This is a genomic window from Prochlorococcus sp. MIT 1307, assembly GCF_034092395.1.
GTDB lineage: Bacteria > Cyanobacteriota > Cyanobacteriia > PCC-6307 > Cyanobiaceae > AG-363-K07.
The window spans coordinates 1,844,641-1,864,128 of sequence record NZ_CP139301.1 but is presented as its reverse complement, the minus strand read 5'-3'; the positions used below and the strand labels follow the sequence as shown (position 1 = coordinate 1,864,128).

Genomic DNA, 19,488 nt, shown 5'->3' with positions numbered 1-19,488 from the left:
TAGAAAATGAACATTAACGGCATAGAAATAAATAGTAATTCACAAACATACTTTATTGCTGATGTAGCAGCTAATCATGATGGAGATATCGAGAGAGCTAAGGATTTAATTTATTTAGCAGCTGAAGCAGGTGCTAATGCTGCTAAATTCCAACATTTTCAGGCAAGCACAATTGTCAGCAAACAAGGTTTTGAGTCAATGTCAAACAAACTATCGCATCAAGCGAGCTGGAAGAAATCTGTATTTGAAGTTTATCAAGAAGCAAGTGTTAATCTTGACTGGACAGAGACCCTCGTAGAAACATGCCAAAAAGCAGGTATTGCATTCTTTACAACACCTTATTCATTAGAAGTTGTTGACTACATAGATAAGTTTGTTCCAGCGTTTAAAATAGGGTCTGGTGACATAACATGGATAGAAATAATAAAGAAAGTAGCTAGCAAAGGTAAGCCATACATACTTGCAACTGGCGCCTCAAACATAGAGGAGGTAGAAATAGCTGTAGAGAATGCTCTTAAAATAAATAAGGACTTTTGTCTGATGCAATGTAATACAAATTACACTGCATCACTTGAAAACTTCAAATATATAAATCTCAATGTACTTAATTTATATAAAGATAAGTTCCCAGGTGTACTTCTGGGATTAAGCGATCATACGCCAGGACATTCTACTGTTCTTGGCGCCATTACACTAGGAGCGAAATTAATAGAAAAGCATTTTACCGATGATAATCATAGAGAAGGGCCTGATCATCTATTCTCTATGAATCCAAAGTCATGGTATGAAATGGTAAGAAGAAGTAGAGAGTTAGAGTTGTCATTAGGTTCTGAAGCGAAGAGAATAGAAGATAATGAAAAAGAATCTGTAATAGTTCAAAGAAGATCAATTCGTCTCAAAAATGACATAGCCAAAGGAGATCTTCTTACTTCAAAAAATGTTGAGGTACTTAGACCATGTCCAAGCGATGCTTTATCTCCTATAAATATAGAAAAAATTTATAATAGGCCTGTAAAAAGAAATATACTTAAAGGTGATTATATAAAGAAAGAAGATATTTTATGAACATAGATATATCAATTATTATAGTTACTTATAACTATGAAAAATACATTCTTGAATGTATTGAGTCTTGTCTATGTCAAGAATTTTCAGGTTTGGAATCAGAAATAATAGTCATTAATGATGGCAGCACTGACAGAACTCGTGAGATTCTAAGAAGTGAATATTGCAAAGGTGTTACTGTACATAATATTGAGAATTCAGGTATTGAGAAAGCCTCTAATTATGGCTTTAATGAGGCTAATGGCACATACCTCGTAAGAGTCGATGCTGACGATCTTCTGGACAAGAATTATCTTAAAGTCATCAAAGATAATATTAATGTTGATGCTGATTTTATATACTCTAACTACAAAGTCATTGATAGCAAGTCTAATATAACTGGATCCATGAGATTACCCGAATATTGTCCTGAAGAAATCAAAAAAAGAGGAGACTTCTTAGCTACAGGTACATTATTTAAATCTAAAATAATTCAAGAGATGATTGGTTATAATACAAAAGTAAAGAATTGTGGCCTAGAGAACTATGAATTAATCATACGCCTAATAAACTCAGGATATAAAGGTTTTCTCATTCCAAAAGACCTTTTTTATTATAGGAAGCATAAGAAAAATCTATCGCATTTAGAAAAAGTCCGAATAAAGTCTTATGGACAAGAGTTATTCAATAGATACAATTTGGGAGAGTACAACATGAATAAATACCACCCCTATGCTAAATAAAGAGAAATCTATGAAAAGGATACTAATAATTGCAGCTCATCCAGATGACGAAGTTTTAGGTTGTGGAGGATTGATTTCTAAACTCAAAAATAGTGATTGCGAGTTCATGGTAATTTTCATGGCAGAAGGGTCATCATGTAGATATGAGAACTATCAAAGTAAAGACGCAAATGAAGCAATAATTAAAAGGAATAATGCTGCTAAGTCTGCAATGAAGTATATGGGTATTATGAAGTACGAATTTATAAATTTTCCTTGTGGAAGGTTAGATACTGTTCCAATAATAGAGATTAATAAAAGAATTGAACATTGGATAAAGATCTTTCAACCAGATACCATCTTTACTCACTCATCAACTGACTCTAATAATGATCATAAGATCATTTATTCATCAGTGATAATGGCAACAAGGCCAACTCCAAGCTGTAAAGTATTACGTTTATATACCTTTGAAGTCCTATCATCTAGTGAATGGGGGTTCGAAAAGTGCTTCAAGCCAAATTATTTTATCCAATTAAATGAAACAGATGTTGAAAATAAATTCAACAGCCTAAATATATATAATACTGAAGTAAAGGATTATCCATTCCCAAGGTCAAGAGAAGGTATTAAAGCTAATGCCATGATCAGAGGCATGCAAGTAGGTGTAGAGTATGCAGAGGCTTTTAGACTTATCAGGGAGATCTCATTTTGAGAATTGCATGCATAGGTTATCGTAAATGGTCTTTAAATATTTATGACGCGTTAGCAGGTAGTTTAGATCATACTTTTTTAATTATACGTTCTAAATCACAATATTCAGAAGAAGCAATTCTCAATTTTGACCCTGACATAATTCTATTCTATGGATGGAGTTGGATAGTTTCAGAAAAAATAATCGAGAAGTATAAGTGCTTAATGCTTCATCCATCTCCACTGCCAAAGTACCGTGGAGGAACTCCAATACAAAACCAAATCATAAATGGTGAGCAACATAGCATGGTTACAATATTTTTAATGAATAAAAAATTAGATTCAGGTGATATTGTTGATCAGAAATATCTTTCTCTTGAAGGTAATATCCAAGATATATTTTTAAGGATGGAAAAGATAGGACTATTAATGACATTAAATATTCTAAAAAGCTTTCCAGAGCCAAGAAAGCAAAGAGATAGTGATGCGACTCACTATACAAGAAGAACCATAGAACAAGGTGAGCTAACTATTGAAGAATTAGAGAAAAAAGACTCTAAATACTTATATAATAAAATAAGGATGTTAACCTATCCATATCCAAATGCTTACATAAGAACTATTGATAATAAGTTCCTCCTTATTAAGGATGTTGAGTTAGTTAATGACTTGCAAAAGAATAACTCATAAACATGATAAAAGAAAAAGAACCTTCTACGAATTTATGTTTAGGAACAGCTCAGTTTGGCATGAATTATGGGATTTCAAATAAAAAAGGAATTATCAGAAGAAAGGAAATAATTGAGATAGTTCAATTAATTATTAAAAACGATATAAAGTACATAGATACTGCTCAATCATATGGATCAGCTGAGGGAATCATAGGAGAGCTAGTACCTAAATGCAGTCCAATAAAGATCATTACAAAAATAAATACTGATGGGTTTAACATTAAAAATAATAATTTCACTCTAGAGTTGGACAGTAGCTTAAAAAAAAGTTTGTTAGATTTAAAAAGAGATAATATAGAAGGATTATTAATACATGATTGTTCAATTTTTAAAAAATCAGGTTGTAAAGATTTAATTAATTGGCTATTGAGTATTAAAAGAAAAGGTTTAGTGAAAAAAATAGGGGTTTCAATTTATAGTGAAAAAGATTTAGAATCTGTACCTCTTAGTCATATCGACATAGTTCAATTACCGATTTCAATATATGATCAAAGATTGTTGAAGAATGGAACTATCTCAAAAATGAAGAAAAAAGGTATTGAAATTCAAGCAAGAAGTATTTTTCTTCAAGGTTTATTATTACAAGCAATGAGTGATTGGCCTTCATTTATCTCTAATGATTTTAGAGATCATCACGGAAGATTTGCTAATTATCTAAAAGGAAAGAATATTTCATTACTAGAGGCTTCACTAGATTTTGTGAAATCAATAAAGCATATTAAGACAATTCTTGTGGGGATCTCAAGTAAAGAAGATTTTGAAAATATTTTATTAATATGGAAAAAAGTTCAAAGCAAACTGGATAATACTATGAGTTACTCTCAATGGTCATGGGAGGATTCGACATTTTTAGATCCCAGAGCATGGCCGAAGAGAAGTTAATCATAGTAAACTAAACTAATGAACAAAATGAAGAAACAACAATTTACTGCGATAATACAAGCAAGAATGGGCTCAACTAGGCTTCCAGGGAAAGTTCTCGCTGATATATCTGGTAGGCCTATGCTCGAATTTATGATTGAAAGGGTAAAAAGATGCGAATTGCTTGATCACATAATTATTGCCACTACAGAACTAGATGAGGATAATGCAATTGAATTGTTGGGGCAAAAATTAAATATAACAATAGTGAGAGGAAGTACAAAGGATGTTTTATCACGTTATCATAAAGCAGCATTAACTACACATTCAGAGAACCTAGTTAGGCTAACAGCTGATTGTCCTCTATTAGACCCTAACTTAATTGATAGGACAATAGTCGAATATATTAATAGCGGAGTTGACTATTTAAGTAATTCTTATCCACCAACATTTCCTGACGGCCTAGATGTAGAAGTCTTTAGGAAAAAATGTTTACTAGCTTCTTATTTGAAATGTAATGAGCCTTTGAATAGAGAGCATGTAACTGTATGGATAAGAGAAAGTAATAATTATATGGTTAATACTTATAAATCGAGAAAAAATTACTCGAATATGAGATGGACCGTTGATGAGGCAGAAGATCTAGAAGTTGTAAGAATGATTGTAGAACACTTTGAAGGAAGATCTGATTTTTCATGGGAGGATGTAATTGAATTGGAAAAATTAAAGCCCTCTATTTTTGAAATAAATAGCAAAATCAAAAGAAATGAAGGCTTCAATATAGGGACAGGTCAAAAGCTATATAAACGTGCAAAGAAATTGATCCCAGGAGGAAATATGCTGTTATCAAAAAGGCCAGAAATGTTTCTTCCTGAAGGTTGGCCCTCATATTTCTCAAAAGCTAGGGGTTGCAAAGTGTGGGATTTAGATGGGAGTGAATATACAGATATGAGTATTATGGGTATTGGCACAAATATTTTAGGATATGGCTGCTTGGAAGTTGATGAGGCGGTTAAGTTAACAATCGAAAGAGGAAATATGAGCACATTTAATTGTCCAGAGGAAGTAGAACTCGCTGAAAAGTTAGTCAGCATGCATCCATGGTCAGATATGGTTCGTTTTGCAAGGACAGGAGGGGAGGCTAATGCAATTGCTGTAAGAATAGCCAGAGCAAGTAAAGGCAAAGATAAAATAGCTATATGTGGATATCATGGATGGCATGATTGGTATTTAGCTACTAATCTAAAAGGAAATTTAGAGTTAAAGGATCATTTACTTCCAGGACTAGAAGCAAATGGTGTTCCAAAATCATTGGAAGATACTGTGATACCATTTACCTACAATGATCTGGAGGAAATCGAAAAGATTGCTAATAAATATAATCTAGCAGCAATAAAAATGGAAGTAGAAAGATCATCAATACCAAAAAAGGGTTATTTAGAAGGTATAAGGAAATTATGTGATTCAAAAGGGATAATTCTTATATTTGATGAATGTACATCTGGTTTCCGAGAAACATTTGGAGGTCTACATTTAAAGTATGGTGTAGATCCAGATATAGCAATATTCGGCAAAGCACTTGGCAATGGATATTCAATAACTTGCGTTTTAGGTAGAAAAGAAATAATGCAGTCAGCTCAAAGTACATTTATGAGCAGTACATTTTGGACAGAGCGCATAGGACCAACAGCAGCATTAAAGACTTTGGAAGTCATGGAAAGAAATAAAAGCTGGGAAGAGATCACAAGCAAAGGAAATTATTTTAGGAATAAAATAAATAAAATGGCCAACAAATATGAGTTAGAAATTTCACTAAAAGGCCTAGCCTCTCTTAGTACATTTACATTTTCAGGTACTGACTCACTTAAGTATAAAACATTAATCACACAACAAATGCTGAGGAAAGGCTACCTTGCTTCAAATACATGCTACATGAGCACTGCACATAGCATAGAGATTATTAATGATTATATGGTACATCTGGAGAAGATTTTCAAGTTGATAAAAGAATGTGAAACTGGTAGAGAAGATATTGATGAATTATTAACATATGAATGTTGTCATTCTAGCTTTAAAAGGTTGAATTAACTATGAAAATCGTTTCTACAATAGAAGCTAGAATGACATCTTCTAGATTGCCTGGAAAAGTATTATTGAGATCAAAAGGAATTCCACTTCTGGGTCACCTAGTAAATAGATTAAAGAAAGTCGAATCAATAGATGAGATAGTTTTAGCAACTACAACAAAAAAGACTGATAATGTATTAGAGTCTTTCGCTAATGAATATGAAATCGGATGTTTTAGAGGCGAAGAAGATGATGTAATGAAAAGGGTTATAAATGCTGGAGAAGAATATAAAGCAGATGTGATAGTTGAGATAACGGGAGACTGCCCTTTGATTGACCCTGGCATTATTGAACAAGTAATAAGAACATTTAAAGCAAATAAATGTGATTTCGTAAATAATAATACTCTACAAAGTTATCCAGATGGGATGGATACCAGAGTCATTACGCTAGCTGCTTTAAAAAAATCATATCTACTTACAGACAACGTTCTGGACAAGGAGCATGTCACTTTACACATCAAAAATAATCCTGACCTATTTAAAATTATTAATCTTGTGGCTCCGCCAGATTTGCATTGGCCAGAGTTAGGGTTGACCTTGGATGAGTATGATGACTACAAATTGATTAATAAAGTTATAGAGTCTTTATATGATAAAGACCCTTTCTTTAAATGTATAGACATACTAAATTATTTAAGAAAGAATTTAGGGCTAGTATTAATCAATAAAGATGTATTGAGGAAAGGAGATACTTAATGATAAATGATATTGGTGTTGTATGCCATGATGCTGGAGGTTCGGAATTATTAAGCCACTGGATAAAACACGAGGAGCTAAAAGTTTCTTGTTTTTTGAAAGGACCTGCAATAGAAATCTTCAAAAGAGTTCTGGGTCAAAAAAGTGAGGCTAGTTTGAATGATTTATTCAAAAAATGTAAAACATTAATTGTCGGAACCAGTTGGCAAAGTTCTTTAGAGAAAGAAGCTATCGTGCAAGCTAAAGTACAGAATATCAAGACAATTGTAATGTTAGATCATTGGATAGATTACAAATCAAGGCTAATTTATAAAGGCTCTCTACTAAAGCCAGATGAGATTTGGGTAACTGATAATCATGCCAAAGAACTAGCCAGTTTAGTTTTTAATTTTAAAACAATAAAATTGAAACAAAATTACTATATTCAATCTATGGTTGACAAGGTAAGTGCAATTGACTATGAATCAGATGTTAAGAATACGATATTATTTATTGGTGAAAATACAAGTGAGTTTCTAAAGGAGACATATAGTGATGAAAGCCTTTGGAGATATAATGAGCTGACAAGTCTTGAATTACTATTGGAAAATATTGATAGTTTATGTTTAACTTCTCCTAATATAATAATTCGACCACATCCATCAGAAAAACATTATAAATATCTACCTACTATCGATAAATTTAATGATTTAAATATTAAAATATCCATCGAAAAGAATCTTTATAATGATATCAGTAAATCCAGCATTGTCGTTGGGGCTGAATCTATGGCATTAGTCGTCGCATTGCATGCTGGCAGAAGAGTTATATCTTCAATTCCCGAGAATTGCAAAGAAATATCATTACCATATAAGCAGATAGAGAATATATTAGATATTATTCAAAGATCATGAAAAAGCAATATAATGTGCTCATAATTGGGCTAGGAAAAATAGGCTGTCTATATGATATCAATAGTTCAGATGATAATTTTATAGTCACACACGCAAAGGCCTTTGATCTTCATAGTAACTTTAAATTAATAGGAGGAGTCGATTTGAGTCATGAAAATTGCTTACTATTTAAAAATAAATACAAGGTAAAAACATTTAACAAAATTGAAGATGCTATACAAGTTAGTGACCCAGATGTACTTGTAATTTCAACAAATACAGATAGTCATAATTCTATTTTGCGAAAAATAATAGAGCTAAGTCTAAATAATAAGACCATCTTATGTGAAAAACCTATTTCAAATAATGCTTATGAAACTTTACATATATTAAAGGATTTAGCGTCTTTAAATAATAGACTTTATGTAAATTATATGAGAAGAGCTGATCCTGGAGTTTTAGAAATCAAAGAAAGGCTTGAAACAGGGAAAATAAAGACTCCTATAAAAGGAGTTTGTTATTACACAAACGGTATATATAACAATGCTTCCCACTTCATTGATATGCTTACTTACTGGCTAGGAGAGGAGAAAAAGGCATTTATTATAAATCAGAATTTTAATCATAGAGCAACTGATCCAGAGCCTGATTTTCATATAGAGTTTAAAAAAGGGTCGTTAATATTTTTAAGTTTAAAATCTTTAAAATATTCAGTTCTAACAGCCGAAATTTATAGTCCGTCTGGAAGGATATTTTATCAAAATGAAGGCCGACAGATAACCTTTCAGGGTAAGATCCCTTGTCCTAACTTTAATGGCTATAGCATAATTGAACCTGACGGGGAAACTATTGATAATAAAATGAATATATCACAACTTAATGTGGTCAATCAACTATTTAGAGCATTACAATTTAAAGAGAACCATCTTTGTACAGGGATTGAAGCTATTCATACACTAGAATTAATTAATAAGCTTTTAAAAGTGTCAAAAGATGAATAAAAATAGATTAGCCTTATTAGGAGGAAGCAAACTTATTGATTATACTTTTGCTAAGTATAATTCTATAGGCAAGGAAGAAAAAGTTGCAGTTTCAAATGTAATGGATTCTGGCTGCTTGTCTAAGTTTTTAGGTTGCTGGGACGAAGACTTTTATGGAGGTCCAGAGGTTAAAAGATTTGAGAGGGCATGTAAAAGTTATTTCAAAGTCCAATACGCAGTAACCGTCAATTCGTGGACTTCTGGACTAATATGCGCTTTAGGTGCTATTGGCGTAGAGCCTGGTGATGAAGTAATAGTAACTCCATGGACTATGTGTGCTACAGCAACATCTATTCTTCATTGGAATGCAATTCCTGTTTTTGCAGATATAGATAAAAGAACGTTCAATCTTGATATCCAATCAGTCAAGAATAATATCACTGAAAACACAAAAGTTATAATGGCTGCTGATATATTTGGACAATCATGTGATGTAGTAGGCTTGAATGAGATCGCCTTGGAGAATAATATTAAATTAATTACTGATAGTGCGCAATCACCAGGAAGTATTACATCTAGCGGTTTAACAGGTACACTGGCAGATATTGGAGGTTTTAGTCTTAATTATCACAAACACATTCATACCGGTGAAGGCGGGATTATAGTTACAAATTCTGAAAACTACTATCAAAGATTAGCTCTGATCCGCAATCATGCCGAAGCTGCAGTTCAAGGAATGAAAGTGCAGGATCTATCTAATATGATTGGCCATAATTTTAGACTAGGTGAAATAGAGTCAGCAATTGGGTGTGAGCAACTAAAAAAACTTGATGGAATTCTTGAACGAAGAAGACAAATAGGTTTTCGCTTGACAGAGGGATTGAAGGGACTGAAAGGCCTTATAACTCCTTATATTGAAAAAGGTAATACACATTCATTTTATATATACCCTATGATATTGGATGTTGATCTACTTGGGTTGCCAAGAAAAACAATCAAAGCAGCCTTAGAAGCTGAAGGTCTAAAGGGGCTGATAGAAGGCTACGCCAATATACACATGCTGCCAATATTCCAAGAAAAGACTGCCTATGGAAAGAAGGGTTTTCCATGGAGTTCAGACATTTGTAAACGGGAAGTTAATTATCAGAAGGGTATTTGCCCGAATGCAGAGGAGTTGCACGATAAAACCTTCTTAGGTTATGAAATGTGTCTTCATCAGTTGGATGATAAAGATGTTGAAATGATAATTAGTGTCTTCCATAAAGTATGGGATTCAATTGGAGAATTAATCTCAAGGGAAAATTTATAATAAAGCAGAATTAATTACTAAAACATTCGATAAAGTTAATTTAGACCATTTCAAATAAAAGACATAATAAGCAAGTCTATTCTTTTAACTAATAACGAGGATATCATTAAATATACGAAGCGAAGGAAGAATATTCGTACTATTTAAAGTTTTGGAGATTGTGACTGAAGCAAGAAAATAATGTAGATATTTCTATATAATAATTAAAGATAAGAGGAATAGTTTTTATCTGCTTTGTCATTCAGGATGTTCAAATAAAAAGCCATAATATCAAATATGATTGCTTCTGTTGAAGAAATAAAAAAGGGTGCTAGTATAAAATTAAATCTAGGATTTGAAGTGCTAATCGATGGATGTGTTATTGACTAAGAAAAAAATCAAAAGGGCAATAAAGAATATAATAAATTTTCCAAATATAATTAATAATCCTGTACCTATTTATTCTTCTTACAATTCTGAGCTTGATGGGATAAAATTACACCTTGGTCCCGGAGAAGTAAATCTTCAAGGGTGGGTTAATATCGATGCAAGGAAAGAGAGTCATATCCATTTAAAAAAAGAGGGATTTTTATTAGAAAGTTTTTCAGATGGTTCAATAGCTGAGATATACCTATGCCATGTTCTAGAGCACTTTTCATTCCTAGAAGTGGAATCTATGCTACAAGTCTTTCATTCAAAGCTTATACCCACTGGATTAGTAAGAGTTTCAGTCCCTGATTTTGATAAAATCATTGAAGTTTATAATAAATCAAAATGTGATATTAACTCAATCATCAAAATACTAATGGGAGGCCAAACATATGAGTATAATTTCCACAAATCAATGTATAATAAAAAATCATTAATTAATGTTTTAACGAATAATGGCTTCGAATTAATTGAAGAATGGAGCCCTAAGGAGGTTTTTGGTAGTAGTTTAGGAGACTTCTCAGATCTAAGTATAAAGACAAAGAAAGGCAAAGTAGCAATAAGCCTTAACCTGATAGCACGTAAGATCAAATAGTGCATTAATCATGAATGGTAATTTTGGATTTGTTGCATCGTGCTTACCATGGGTATTCCTAAAAGAAAATTTAAATAGGCTAGGTATTACGAAGCTATATGTATCAACCTCGGAATTGGCTAAGGCTTATGAGATGCTAAGAATTTCATCAAATAAAATAGAACTAGAAGTTCTGCCTTCTAATAAGATTGAACAATTTATTACATTGATAAATTTATTTAAGATTGCAAAGCAAAAATCAAATAAAGTTATATTTTTTCATGAGGCATGTTGGCTTATATTTGATATTGGATTTTATATTATTAAACCTAATGGAGAATTCTACCCCCAAGTATATAAAACATGTTTTTATCGACGCAAGGATATAGATGATCCCAAAAGAATAGATACATATCTCTTAAAGTTAATAATATATAAATCTTGCTCTGCTCTTTCAAAGATTAATATTAGTCCTAGTTTTGATATATTTTTTCTCCCAAAGGATAATAACAAGAACTCCAACGTGCGTTTTACAGCAACCTTGGCTTGTAAGCATTATCCTAGAACCAAGGTTTGTTACCCAAAAGATTTCTATTCAAAAATAGAAATCAACAAGTCTAAAGTGAAGAAGGACAGAGTACTAGTTTTAACAGGAACAGATATATGTACTAATAAAGAGCTAAAATATTTAATGGAATATGTTGTTGATTATCTTCTCAAGACTTCTATAAAGGTAAGCCTCAAAGGCCACCCTTCATCAGAGAACATTAATATCTACAATTCTGAGAAATGCGAACTACTAGATAAATCAATTGCCATGGAAACTCTAAATACTGAAAGTTACAGTCTTGTTATTGGAATGGGGAGTACCTTATTAAGTAGGTTCCCAAAAAGGGCAATATGCTTATTAAAGCTGTGTAAGAGTGTCTCTACTATAGATATAAACAAGAAGATTCAGCATATTACATCACTTTCAGATGAAGGTGATTGCCTTTATCCTACGTCTAAAGAGCAGTTAATTAATATGATTGACAATCGTGTATCCTGGATCGACGAAAGCAATTGAAAAATTAAAGGGAATTAAGTACGTATGAAATATCTACCACTAGCAATATATATATGTAGTATTTTACCTGTTTTTTACTATAAGTTCAATAAAAGTTATATCTACATTGTGTCTTTAGTTTTCATTGGAATAATATATATAACTAGAGATCCACTTGCTCCAACTGATGCGCACAATTATATAGCGGCTATAGAAGGTTCATATGCTTATGATAAATCAGCATCTATAGTTTTTGCTAGCATTGGCGAGTTTTTAAGGAATCTAGGTCTAGATACTTTTTTAGTCTTAAATTTACAGGCGCTCATATTAATGCTTAGCTGCTTATTTATCTCATATATCAACGCTAGCCCCTATCCCTTGTTGTTTTTAATTAGTTCTGAAAGTTTTGTCTTGATGAGCTTTAATGCAATGAGGCAAGGCATGGCCCTAGGCTTTATGATCATGGCACTAGGTGTGATCATAAAGTTCATCATCAAATCAAAAAACCGAAAGTTAACTGAAGGAATGATGTTTATATTATCATTCTTTTTATTGATATTATCATTTTCATGTCACGGCACAACACTAATCTACTCATTAATAATTGCTGGTATATATGTAATTAAACTTATCTTTAGGGTGTTTGATAAGTTAAGAATAGGCCGGATAAATTTAACTATTTTAATAATAGCAGTGATAGCTACATTAAGCGCAAGTGCAAATATAATATCGATGGGATTAGCCTACATTAATAGATTGGGCTCATTATTAAGTACAGTTTATGAGGTTAACAGTTATGAAAGCTCTTTTTATAGAATAGGAATAATGATTCTATTATCATATTTAAGTTTGACTAGGTACGAAGTGAGAACTGAAAATACTGGTTATATTGCTAGGTTGAAGGAATTATTAATCATATTAAATATAAGCTTTATTCCAATAATAGCAATAGGATTTTTAACTAATGCACTCTTCCTATCACGATTTACTCATTTAACTATATTACCTATATTAGTATCCATTTTATTGGCTTGCGAAACAAATAAGAGGCCATATAAATTGCAATTAATACTATTTAGCATTATAGGAATAATAACCTACACCTCTGCTTCAATATATAATAATATATATTGAAAAGGTAAAGGTTCAAAATGGGGTTGGCAAAGCCTGTTTTAACAATTGCTGTGTTATCAAAGAATAACGAGAAGGAAGTGGTTTTTACGCTGCAATCAATAAATAAAGCAATTACGGAATCTAAACGAAAAGAAGATGTGGAAATATTAATATTAGACAAAAGTGACTCTGAAGATAAGTTAAGAAGTAGTCTGTTCAAAGCAGATTTTGATTTTGAGTATTATGTCAGATCTCAATTGTCATCTGGAATATTCCTAGCTTTCAACGAATGTGTTTTGAACGCTAAAACTCCATGGATTATATTTATCAATTCTGGGGATGAATTGTTAAATCTAAATAGCATTCTGTATGCCTGCAAAAATAATGATGACCATTCAATTAAATGTTTAATATTTAAAGTCGAAATATATAGCAATTCAAAGAAGTTTATAGCAACAGAGCCTTTATTTTTCCCAAGAAGTATTTCAACTCTTTTGAGGTACCAGTTTCTATTTCCTGGTGTTTTTTCAATTTGTCACCAAGCAGTTGTTTTTTCCGTAGAAAATCATAAGAATAATCTCTTTAAAAATAATGAACTAGGTCTAGATAGTTATTTAGTTAAAAAGTCCTTAAAGAAATCTATATGCTTTAATCAAATTGTGTCAAGGTTTTACACAGGAGGTGTCTCTTCTCGTGCACCTAAAGATATAAAAGAACTTATTAACGCTATCATCTCGAGATATAAAAGCAATCAACTCTATTCTGCTTTTACGGCGATTATAAAATACATACTCTATGTACTTACAGAAGAGGAGGACTTTGATCAAATTAGAGAAGTAAGATATAAATTAGCCAAACTATTATTTCGAGGAAAATATCAAACTAAATAACCTTAGAAATATTATTTAGTTATGCTATACACAGTAGTAATTGTGCTATATTTAGCAGGTATGAATATGCGGCCATGCAAATAAAATCAAAAGATGTTCGAATTCAAATAATTAAATTAGCTTACAAATATTTTTGTCATCTATATAGAATTTCAACATCTCTCCTAGAAGATAGATTATACAGAAAAACGAAAGGAAGCGCAGTATTTAATGATATAGGTTGCATTAAATACTCAATTAGAGACTTAAACTTAGACTTAGACTACATATCTATAACAAGAAGCTCTAGAGTTAATAAATATTTATCAGTAAATAATCTAGATGAGTTTGAAATAAATAAGTTAATAAAGTCAGTGTTTAATAATAAATTTAGAGATAAGATATCTGCTACAACAGGGTTTGAATTCTCTATTGATTTTTTTATAATATATCATAGGGAGTATATTGAAGAGGAAGATAGATATGTTGGTACATTAGATCAATGGTATTCATATGTAGGTCATTACGATAAGCCTAATAGCGATTACATGTTAAAAGTTGTAATTCCTGTTAATATTACTGAGTCTCATGGACCTTTAACAGTCTTAGATAAAAGATCGAGCAAAGGTATAACGGGCTCAAACTCAGACATAAAGCTTAAGCAGAAGATTCAATTTACTGGTCTTGGGGATAGCGTTTATGCGTTCAACCCTACTGTTTGTTTCCATAGTGATGGAATACCAGAAGAAAATAAAGTTGCAACGCAAATAATGTTTCAACTTAACCCCTTCAAAGAATGGGCAATAAATGAGAGTATATATAAAAGAAATCCTAATATTAATAAGGCTTTGAGAATATGGACTAAAGAACCAAAATTCCCTTGGCTTGCGTATAGGAATAGCAAAAGAATTCCTTTATAACTCAGTCGGAGCAAGTCAAATTAAATTCTTATTGGTGACAGCTCCCTAAGTAGAAATTAGTTATTTTAATAAAAAACATTATTGTTGCTGTTAAGCTATAATTTGCTAATATATCTAGTCGATCTAGTCGATTTTTTCTTAAGGAGGGGTGTAATTTAAAAAAAAATGATTAATCAATACGCCATTACTATATTTTTTGGATTTATTACTTGTTCTATTTTATCTTATTCTTTCGTTTTTTTAGCGCAAGCAATTGGAATAAAGTTCAATTTACTTGATCAGCCGAAAATGAGGAAGGCACATAATACTCCTTTAGTTCGTATTGGTGGCATTGCAATTACAATTAACCTACTTATTACATATCCATTAATCCTATGGATTAATGGATATGTTCAAACTAAAGACTATCGAGTTGATACTCTAATCATAATTATTTCATGTATATTTCTCTCATATTTAATAGGTCTTATAGATGACCTGTGCGATGGAATATCTCCATGGCCAAGACTGGGAGGGCAAATAATCCTAGCAATTATCAATTGGCTTAATGGCATCCGCTTAGATAATATTGACCTTTCATTTGTCAACGCTAATATCGACACAATAATATTACCAGACTATCTAAGTTTTTTTGCAACAGTTATTTGGATAGTAGGGGTAATTAATGCATTCAATTGGATTGATGGATTAGATGGATTGGCGGCAGGGATTTCTTTTATAGCAACTTTAGGTCTTACATTAATTAATCTAAGCATTGGAAATATTGAAATTGCTTTTTTAGCATCTGTGTTAGCAGGAAGTTGCTTAGGATTTCTATGGCATAACTTCTTTCCTGCGAAGATATTTATGGGGGATGGAGGTGCTTATGTAATTGGATATACAATTTCTATTTTAGCAATTATATCTTTATCAGTAGATGAATCTAATGTATTATTTATACCATCACTTATGATTATCTTACTACCCCTATTGGATATGACCACTGTAATATTTAGGAGGATATTACAAGGAAATTCGCCATTTCATCCAGATAAAAGTCATTTTCATCATTTTCTACTCAATAGAGATTTCTCGCATAGAAATACAGTACTAATTTTGTATGGTATATCAATTATATTCCTTGTTCTAGGTATCAAATTAAGTAATTATGTTTAGTTGATGTTTGAATTTTATAATTGATTTTTAATATCAATTAAAATATTTTTCACCTGAAAATCTAGTTTTAATTATTTTTGCTGGTATACCATATGCCAAGGTATTATCTCTAATATCATTTAAAACTAAAGACGATGCACCAATCACAACATCATTGCCTATACTAATTCCATGAGAAACTGTACATCCAATACATAATGCTGTTCTTGAGCCAATAGATACATTGCCTCCCATATTTACACCAGGAGCCAAAGACGAAAAGTTCATGATGGTTGATTCATGATCGATACTGCTAGAAGTATTAACAATCACACCATTTCCTATAACGGATTGACTATTAACAACACACAAAGGCATTATAAGACTACCTTTCCCTACGCTAACTGTTTCTGAAATAACAGCACTTGGATGCAATAGCGATATTGGAGTGGCATTTGGGTTATCGCTCAAAAATTCATTAAATACTTTTTCTCTAATATAATTGTCTCCAATGGCAACGAAAAAATATTGACTAAAATTTTCTTTTAAATGGCTATAGACATTTTTATCTAAGGCAGTATTAATAGATTTATTGTCTAGATAAGCTATATCTTCAAAACCAATAAGCGCCGCAATATCATTAACTACTTTACTATGCCCCCCTGCACCAATAATAATCAGTCGTTCTGAAAATATATATTTATCCATCTAGTTAAAGCTTTCTAGTAAAATTATCATTGATCTATTAATTCATCTACATCATATTCTCTCAAGGACTTACGGCCTAGGTAATCTTCATAATTAATAGGGCTAATTCCAGTCCCTGGTCTTTTACAGCCTATATTTTCCGTTGTAAATAGCGTACCTTGAGGAATAGGTGCGATAGCAACAATTGATTTCCTAACAACCTTAATGTTTTCTTTTTCTACCTTAGACGGAGACTTCACTCCTGAGCCTAGAGCTTGTTCGACATTTCTTATTGCAGATATCATTGAACTAAGCTCACTAGGTTCCAAGCTTGCAATATGATCGGGTCCTTCCATATTTTTATCCAAAGTTATATGTTTTTCTAGCATTTGGCAGCCAAGACTAACTGCAGCAATAGCCACCTCAATACCCAAAGTATGGTCTGAATAGCCAACATTTACATTGAATTTATTTTTATATGTATTCATAACATTTAAGTTTACTGAGTCATAAGGGGCTGGATATTCAGTGGTACATTGAAGCAACCAAATATTGCTTCGATAAATCCCCTCTCCGATTAAAAGGTTAAGAGCTGATTCAACTTCCGAAAGATAAGACATCCCAGTTGACAATATGATCTTTTTATTGCAAGCACATGCGAATTTCAAGTATCTATGATTAGTAATTTCTCCTGATGGTATCTTAATGTAATCCATATTAAACTTCCGAAGAAAATCTAAATCATTTTGATGGAAAGCACTTGATAAGAAGCCAATATCAATTCGCTTGCAAAATTCATAAATTTGATTATGAAATTGATTATTCATTTCTAATCTCTTCAACATTTTAACTTGACTTTCCTTAGAGTTAGTATTCTTCATTTGATACTCAGCCTGAGGTGCTTTTATTGAAGAAAGCATCTCAGCTTTAAAAGTTTGAAACTTTATATAATCTGCACCAGATTCTTTAGCTACTTCTGCAAGCTTCTTTGCAAGGTCTAAACTTCCATTATGATTAACACCAGCCTCTGCAATTATGATGGTCCTTGGTACCATAACTTCTATCTTCCTTCGGTTTATCTTGATATTTTCATTATCCTATAAAGATCTTAATGTGTCAATTTAATTTCTTTTTTTTGGTTACTGACTATCTTTTACTATTCCCTAAATCTTAATATCTCAAATGCTTCGGCAGCCTTAAACCCTGAACTTGCTCCTCTATAAGAAGCCAGGGCATAAATAGCTTGACTACTTCTTGGAAAAGGAAATTCTCCTAACTCAGATTGATAAATCTGCATTGCTTCTACTTTTTGATCTATGAAATTGCTTATATCAATGTACAAGTTTGGAGAAAAGGTTCTTGATCTATCTAATCCGTACTCAGTTTCAGAGAGAGTTTCATAAGCAATTATTCTCTTAATATTGGGCTGCCTAAAAGATTTTGTAGCACTTACTAAGCATCTATGAACAATATCATGATCAGAATGTACATCTCCTAAGTGTGGAATAAATACCTCATCAGGTTTAAATGTGGAAAGAACTTCTGAAGCTGACTTAACCAATTTCCCGAAAGTTACTTCTTCTAACAAGCCTGCTAAATAGTTCAACTTAAATGTTTGATCAAACCCTATAAATTCTTCTAGCAAGAGTAATTCTTCTTCTCGTTTCTTTACTTGAGATTCAGACCACTGAACAACTGGACTTGGCTTAGTAAATATTAACCAGGCTAAAGTTTGATCTTGAGACTTTCGTTTTAATAATGTTCCACCTACTCCTAAGACCTCATCATCTGGATGTGGAGAAACAACTAAAGTCCTCATAAGTATTCTCCTATTTCTAAGCGGTTGAATGCATCCATTTTTGTAAGTTTGATTGCCCCCTCCCCACACTTAACAATTAAGGTATTATTTTCATAGATTCTTAAAATTTTCCCAGGCTCGATATTATCTTGGTCACAGCTAGTTAATTCTGACTCCCACACCTTGTATTCCTTACACTTGTAAATAAATGAAGCTCCACAATAGGGTTTAGTCAATGCTCTGATTAAATTACGAATATTTTTAGAGCTCATTCTCCAATCAATTATTCCATCCTTAGGCGTCCTTTTTCTCCATATATTTGCAAGTTTGTGATTTTGTTTCTTAGCAAAAATCTTATTAGATGCTAGGAGTGGAGTGAAAGATCTTATTTGATCTAAAGCAATCACAATCAATTTATTATATAGTGAATTAGCGTCATCTTCATGAGTTATTGGAACCTCAACTTGAGAAATGATATCGCCACTATCAGCCTTACTTTCCATAATGAAAAATGTTGATGCGGTTATCTCTAAACCTAAAGATAATGCCCAAATTATAGGGTGCCTTCCTCTATTTTTAGGTAGATAAGCAGGGTGATAGCCAACTACACCTAATGGAGCAATTTTAAGGATCTTATCAGACAAAAGTCTAGACCAACCAAAACAATATATAACATCTGGTTTCAAAGAATGTATCCATAAAATTGTTTTCTGTTCATTATTATGGTTAACATATAAAAATGGAATATTATTCTTCTTTGAGATTATACTCAAGTCATAAAAATCAGAATTAAATTCTGAACTTTCTAATGTACAAACACCAATAATTTCATGCCCTTCAGAAATCAATAGCGATAGCGCATGTTTAGAGAATTCAACTGAACCAAAAAATAATATTCTCATC

20 protein-coding genes are annotated in these 19,488 nt (G+C 32.0%); 16 read left to right on the top strand and 4 right to left on the bottom strand.

Translation table 11 applies throughout. The features are described 5' to 3' along the window. The first annotated feature begins 6 nt into the window (after positions 1-6). From SOI82_RS09625 to SOI82_RS09550, 16 genes are all read left to right on the top strand, one after another. The gene (locus SOI82_RS09625; RefSeq protein WP_320667192.1) at positions 7-1,065 is read left to right on the top strand and encodes an N-acetylneuraminate synthase family protein; all 1,059 of its coding nucleotides are present in this window, start codon (positions 7-9) and stop codon (positions 1,063-1,065) included. Beyond that, a complete protein-coding gene (locus SOI82_RS09620) occupies positions 1,062-1,787 on the top strand; it encodes a glycosyltransferase family 2 protein (RefSeq protein WP_320667191.1) in 726 nt (241 codons plus the stop codon). The genes SOI82_RS09625 and SOI82_RS09620 overlap by 4 nt, the downstream gene beginning before the upstream one ends. A gap of 10 nt (positions 1,788-1,797) precedes the next feature. Continuing rightward, entirely contained in the window at positions 1,798-2,481 is a 684-nt protein-coding gene (locus SOI82_RS09615) for a PIG-L family deacetylase (RefSeq protein ID WP_320667190.1), read from the top strand. Then, positions 2,478-3,149, top strand: a complete 672-nt coding sequence (locus SOI82_RS09610) for a formyltransferase family protein (RefSeq protein ID WP_320667189.1) — start codon at positions 2,478-2,480, stop codon at positions 3,147-3,149. The genes SOI82_RS09615 and SOI82_RS09610 overlap by 4 nt, the downstream gene beginning before the upstream one ends. Positions 3,150-3,151: 2 nt before the next feature. After that, complete coding sequence (locus tag SOI82_RS09605) at positions 3,152-4,072, top strand: aldo/keto reductase (RefSeq protein ID WP_320667188.1); 921 nt, start codon at positions 3,152-3,154, stop codon at positions 4,070-4,072. 18 nt (positions 4,073-4,090) lie between these two features. Next, positions 4,091-6,139 carry an aminotransferase class III-fold pyridoxal phosphate-dependent enzyme gene (locus SOI82_RS09600; RefSeq protein ID WP_320667187.1) on the top strand — a complete coding sequence of 683 codons (2,049 nt, stop codon included), beginning with the start codon at positions 4,091-4,093 and terminating at the stop codon, positions 6,137-6,139. Between the two features lie 2 nt (positions 6,140-6,141). Next, complete coding sequence (locus SOI82_RS09595; RefSeq protein ID WP_320667186.1) at positions 6,142-6,876, top strand: glycosyltransferase family protein; 735 nt, start codon at positions 6,142-6,144, stop codon at positions 6,874-6,876. Then, on the top strand, positions 6,876-7,769 hold the full coding sequence (locus SOI82_RS09590; RefSeq protein ID WP_320667185.1) for a hypothetical protein: 894 nt from the start codon (positions 6,876-6,878) through the stop codon (positions 7,767-7,769). Before SOI82_RS09595 ends, SOI82_RS09590 begins: the two co-directional genes overlap by 1 nt. After that, positions 7,766-8,749, top strand: coding sequence for a Gfo/Idh/MocA family oxidoreductase (locus tag SOI82_RS09585; protein ID WP_320667184.1), 984 nt, complete (start codon positions 7,766-7,768; stop codon positions 8,747-8,749). Before SOI82_RS09590 ends, SOI82_RS09585 begins: the two co-directional genes overlap by 4 nt. Then, positions 8,742-10,037: a DegT/DnrJ/EryC1/StrS family aminotransferase gene (locus tag SOI82_RS09580; protein WP_320667183.1), complete on the top strand. Its 1,296-nt coding sequence runs from the start codon at positions 8,742-8,744 to the stop codon at positions 10,035-10,037. Before SOI82_RS09585 ends, SOI82_RS09580 begins: the two co-directional genes overlap by 8 nt. A gap of 361 nt (positions 10,038-10,398) precedes the next feature. Next, the gene (locus SOI82_RS09575) at positions 10,399-11,040 is read left to right on the top strand and encodes a hypothetical protein (RefSeq protein WP_320667182.1); all 642 of its coding nucleotides are present in this window, start codon (positions 10,399-10,401) and stop codon (positions 11,038-11,040) included. 10 nt (positions 11,041-11,050) lie between these two features. Continuing rightward, positions 11,051-12,085 (top strand): hypothetical protein, encoded by a 1,035-nt coding sequence (locus tag SOI82_RS09570; RefSeq protein ID WP_320667181.1) that lies wholly within the window; start codon positions 11,051-11,053, stop codon positions 12,083-12,085. 108 nt (positions 12,086-12,193) lie between these two features. Beyond that, complete coding sequence (locus SOI82_RS09565) at positions 12,194-13,198, top strand: EpsG family protein (RefSeq protein WP_320667180.1); 1,005 nt, start codon at positions 12,194-12,196, stop codon at positions 13,196-13,198. Positions 13,199-13,221: 23 nt separating this feature from the next. Continuing rightward, positions 13,222-14,067, top strand: a complete 846-nt coding sequence (locus tag SOI82_RS09560) for a glycosyltransferase (RefSeq protein ID WP_320667179.1) — start codon at positions 13,222-13,224, stop codon at positions 14,065-14,067. A 74-nt stretch (positions 14,068-14,141) separates the two neighbouring features. After that, positions 14,142-14,966, top strand: coding sequence for a hypothetical protein (locus tag SOI82_RS09555; RefSeq protein WP_320667178.1), 825 nt, complete (start codon positions 14,142-14,144; stop codon positions 14,964-14,966). A gap of 165 nt (positions 14,967-15,131) precedes the next feature. Further along, entirely contained in the window at positions 15,132-16,121 is a 990-nt protein-coding gene (locus SOI82_RS09550; protein WP_320667177.1) for an MraY family glycosyltransferase, read from the top strand. Between the two features lie 33 nt (positions 16,122-16,154). Here the strand turns inward: SOI82_RS09550 and SOI82_RS09545 are convergent, their stop codons facing one another. The 4 genes from SOI82_RS09545 to SOI82_RS09530 all read right to left on the bottom strand — a co-directional run bounded on the left by SOI82_RS09545 (position 16,155) and on the right by SOI82_RS09530 (position 19,487). Next, positions 16,155-16,808, bottom strand: a complete 654-nt coding sequence (locus SOI82_RS09545; RefSeq protein ID WP_320667176.1) for an acetyltransferase — start codon at positions 16,806-16,808, stop codon at positions 16,155-16,157. A gap of 26 nt (positions 16,809-16,834) precedes the next feature. Then, positions 16,835-17,842 (bottom strand): N-acetylneuraminate synthase, encoded by a 1,008-nt coding sequence (gene neuB / locus SOI82_RS09540; protein ID WP_320667175.1) that lies wholly within the window; start codon positions 17,840-17,842, stop codon positions 16,835-16,837. A 101-nt stretch (positions 17,843-17,943) separates the two neighbouring features. Further along, a complete protein-coding gene (locus tag SOI82_RS09535; protein ID WP_320667174.1) occupies positions 17,944-18,606 on the bottom strand; it encodes a PIG-L deacetylase family protein in 663 nt (220 codons plus the stop codon). Continuing rightward, positions 18,603-19,487 (bottom strand): formyltransferase family protein, encoded by an 885-nt coding sequence (locus SOI82_RS09530; RefSeq protein ID WP_320667173.1) that lies wholly within the window; start codon positions 19,485-19,487, stop codon positions 18,603-18,605. Before SOI82_RS09530 ends, SOI82_RS09535 begins: the two co-directional genes overlap by 4 nt. Between the last annotated feature and the right edge of the window lies 1 nt (position 19,488).

Bases quoted from the DNA above. Each gene is read 5' to 3' on its own strand.
- SOI82_RS09545 (WP_320667176.1), bottom strand. From the start codon at position 16,808: ATGGATAAATATATATTTTCAGAACGACTGATTATTATTGGTGCAGGG.
- SOI82_RS09580 (WP_320667183.1), top strand. From the start codon at position 8,742: ATGAATAAAAATAGATTAGCCTTATTAGGAGGAAGCAAACTTATTGAT.
- SOI82_RS09570 (WP_320667181.1), top strand. From the start codon at position 11,051: ATGAATGGTAATTTTGGATTTGTTGCATCGTGCTTACCATGGGTATTC.
- SOI82_RS09550 (WP_320667177.1), top strand. From the start codon at position 15,132: ATGATTAATCAATACGCCATTACTATATTTTTTGGATTTATTACTTGT.
- neuB (WP_320667175.1), bottom strand. From the start codon at position 17,842: ATGGTACCAAGGACCATCATAATTGCAGAGGCTGGTGTTAATCATAAT.
- SOI82_RS09615 (WP_320667190.1), top strand. From the start codon at position 1,798: ATGAAAAGGATACTAATAATTGCAGCTCATCCAGATGACGAAGTTTTA.
- SOI82_RS09555 (WP_320667178.1), top strand. From the start codon at position 14,142: ATGCAAATAAAATCAAAAGATGTTCGAATTCAAATAATTAAATTAGCT.
- SOI82_RS09620 (WP_320667191.1), top strand. From the start codon at position 1,062: ATGAACATAGATATATCAATTATTATAGTTACTTATAACTATGAAAAA.
- SOI82_RS09605 (WP_320667188.1), top strand. From the start codon at position 3,152: ATGATAAAAGAAAAAGAACCTTCTACGAATTTATGTTTAGGAACAGCT.
- SOI82_RS09625 (WP_320667192.1), top strand. From the start codon at position 7: ATGAACATTAACGGCATAGAAATAAATAGTAATTCACAAACATACTTT.
- SOI82_RS09585 (WP_320667184.1), top strand. From the start codon at position 7,766: ATGAAAAAGCAATATAATGTGCTCATAATTGGGCTAGGAAAAATAGGC.
- SOI82_RS09600 (WP_320667187.1), top strand. From the start codon at position 4,091: ATGAACAAAATGAAGAAACAACAATTTACTGCGATAATACAAGCAAGA.
- SOI82_RS09595 (WP_320667186.1), top strand. From the start codon at position 6,142: ATGAAAATCGTTTCTACAATAGAAGCTAGAATGACATCTTCTAGATTG.
- SOI82_RS09535 (WP_320667174.1), bottom strand. From the start codon at position 18,606: ATGAGGACTTTAGTTGTTTCTCCACATCCAGATGATGAGGTCTTAGGA.
- SOI82_RS09590 (WP_320667185.1), top strand. From the start codon at position 6,876: ATGATAAATGATATTGGTGTTGTATGCCATGATGCTGGAGGTTCGGAA.
- SOI82_RS09530 (WP_320667173.1), bottom strand. From the start codon at position 19,487: ATGAGAATATTATTTTTTGGTTCAGTTGAATTCTCTAAACATGCGCTA.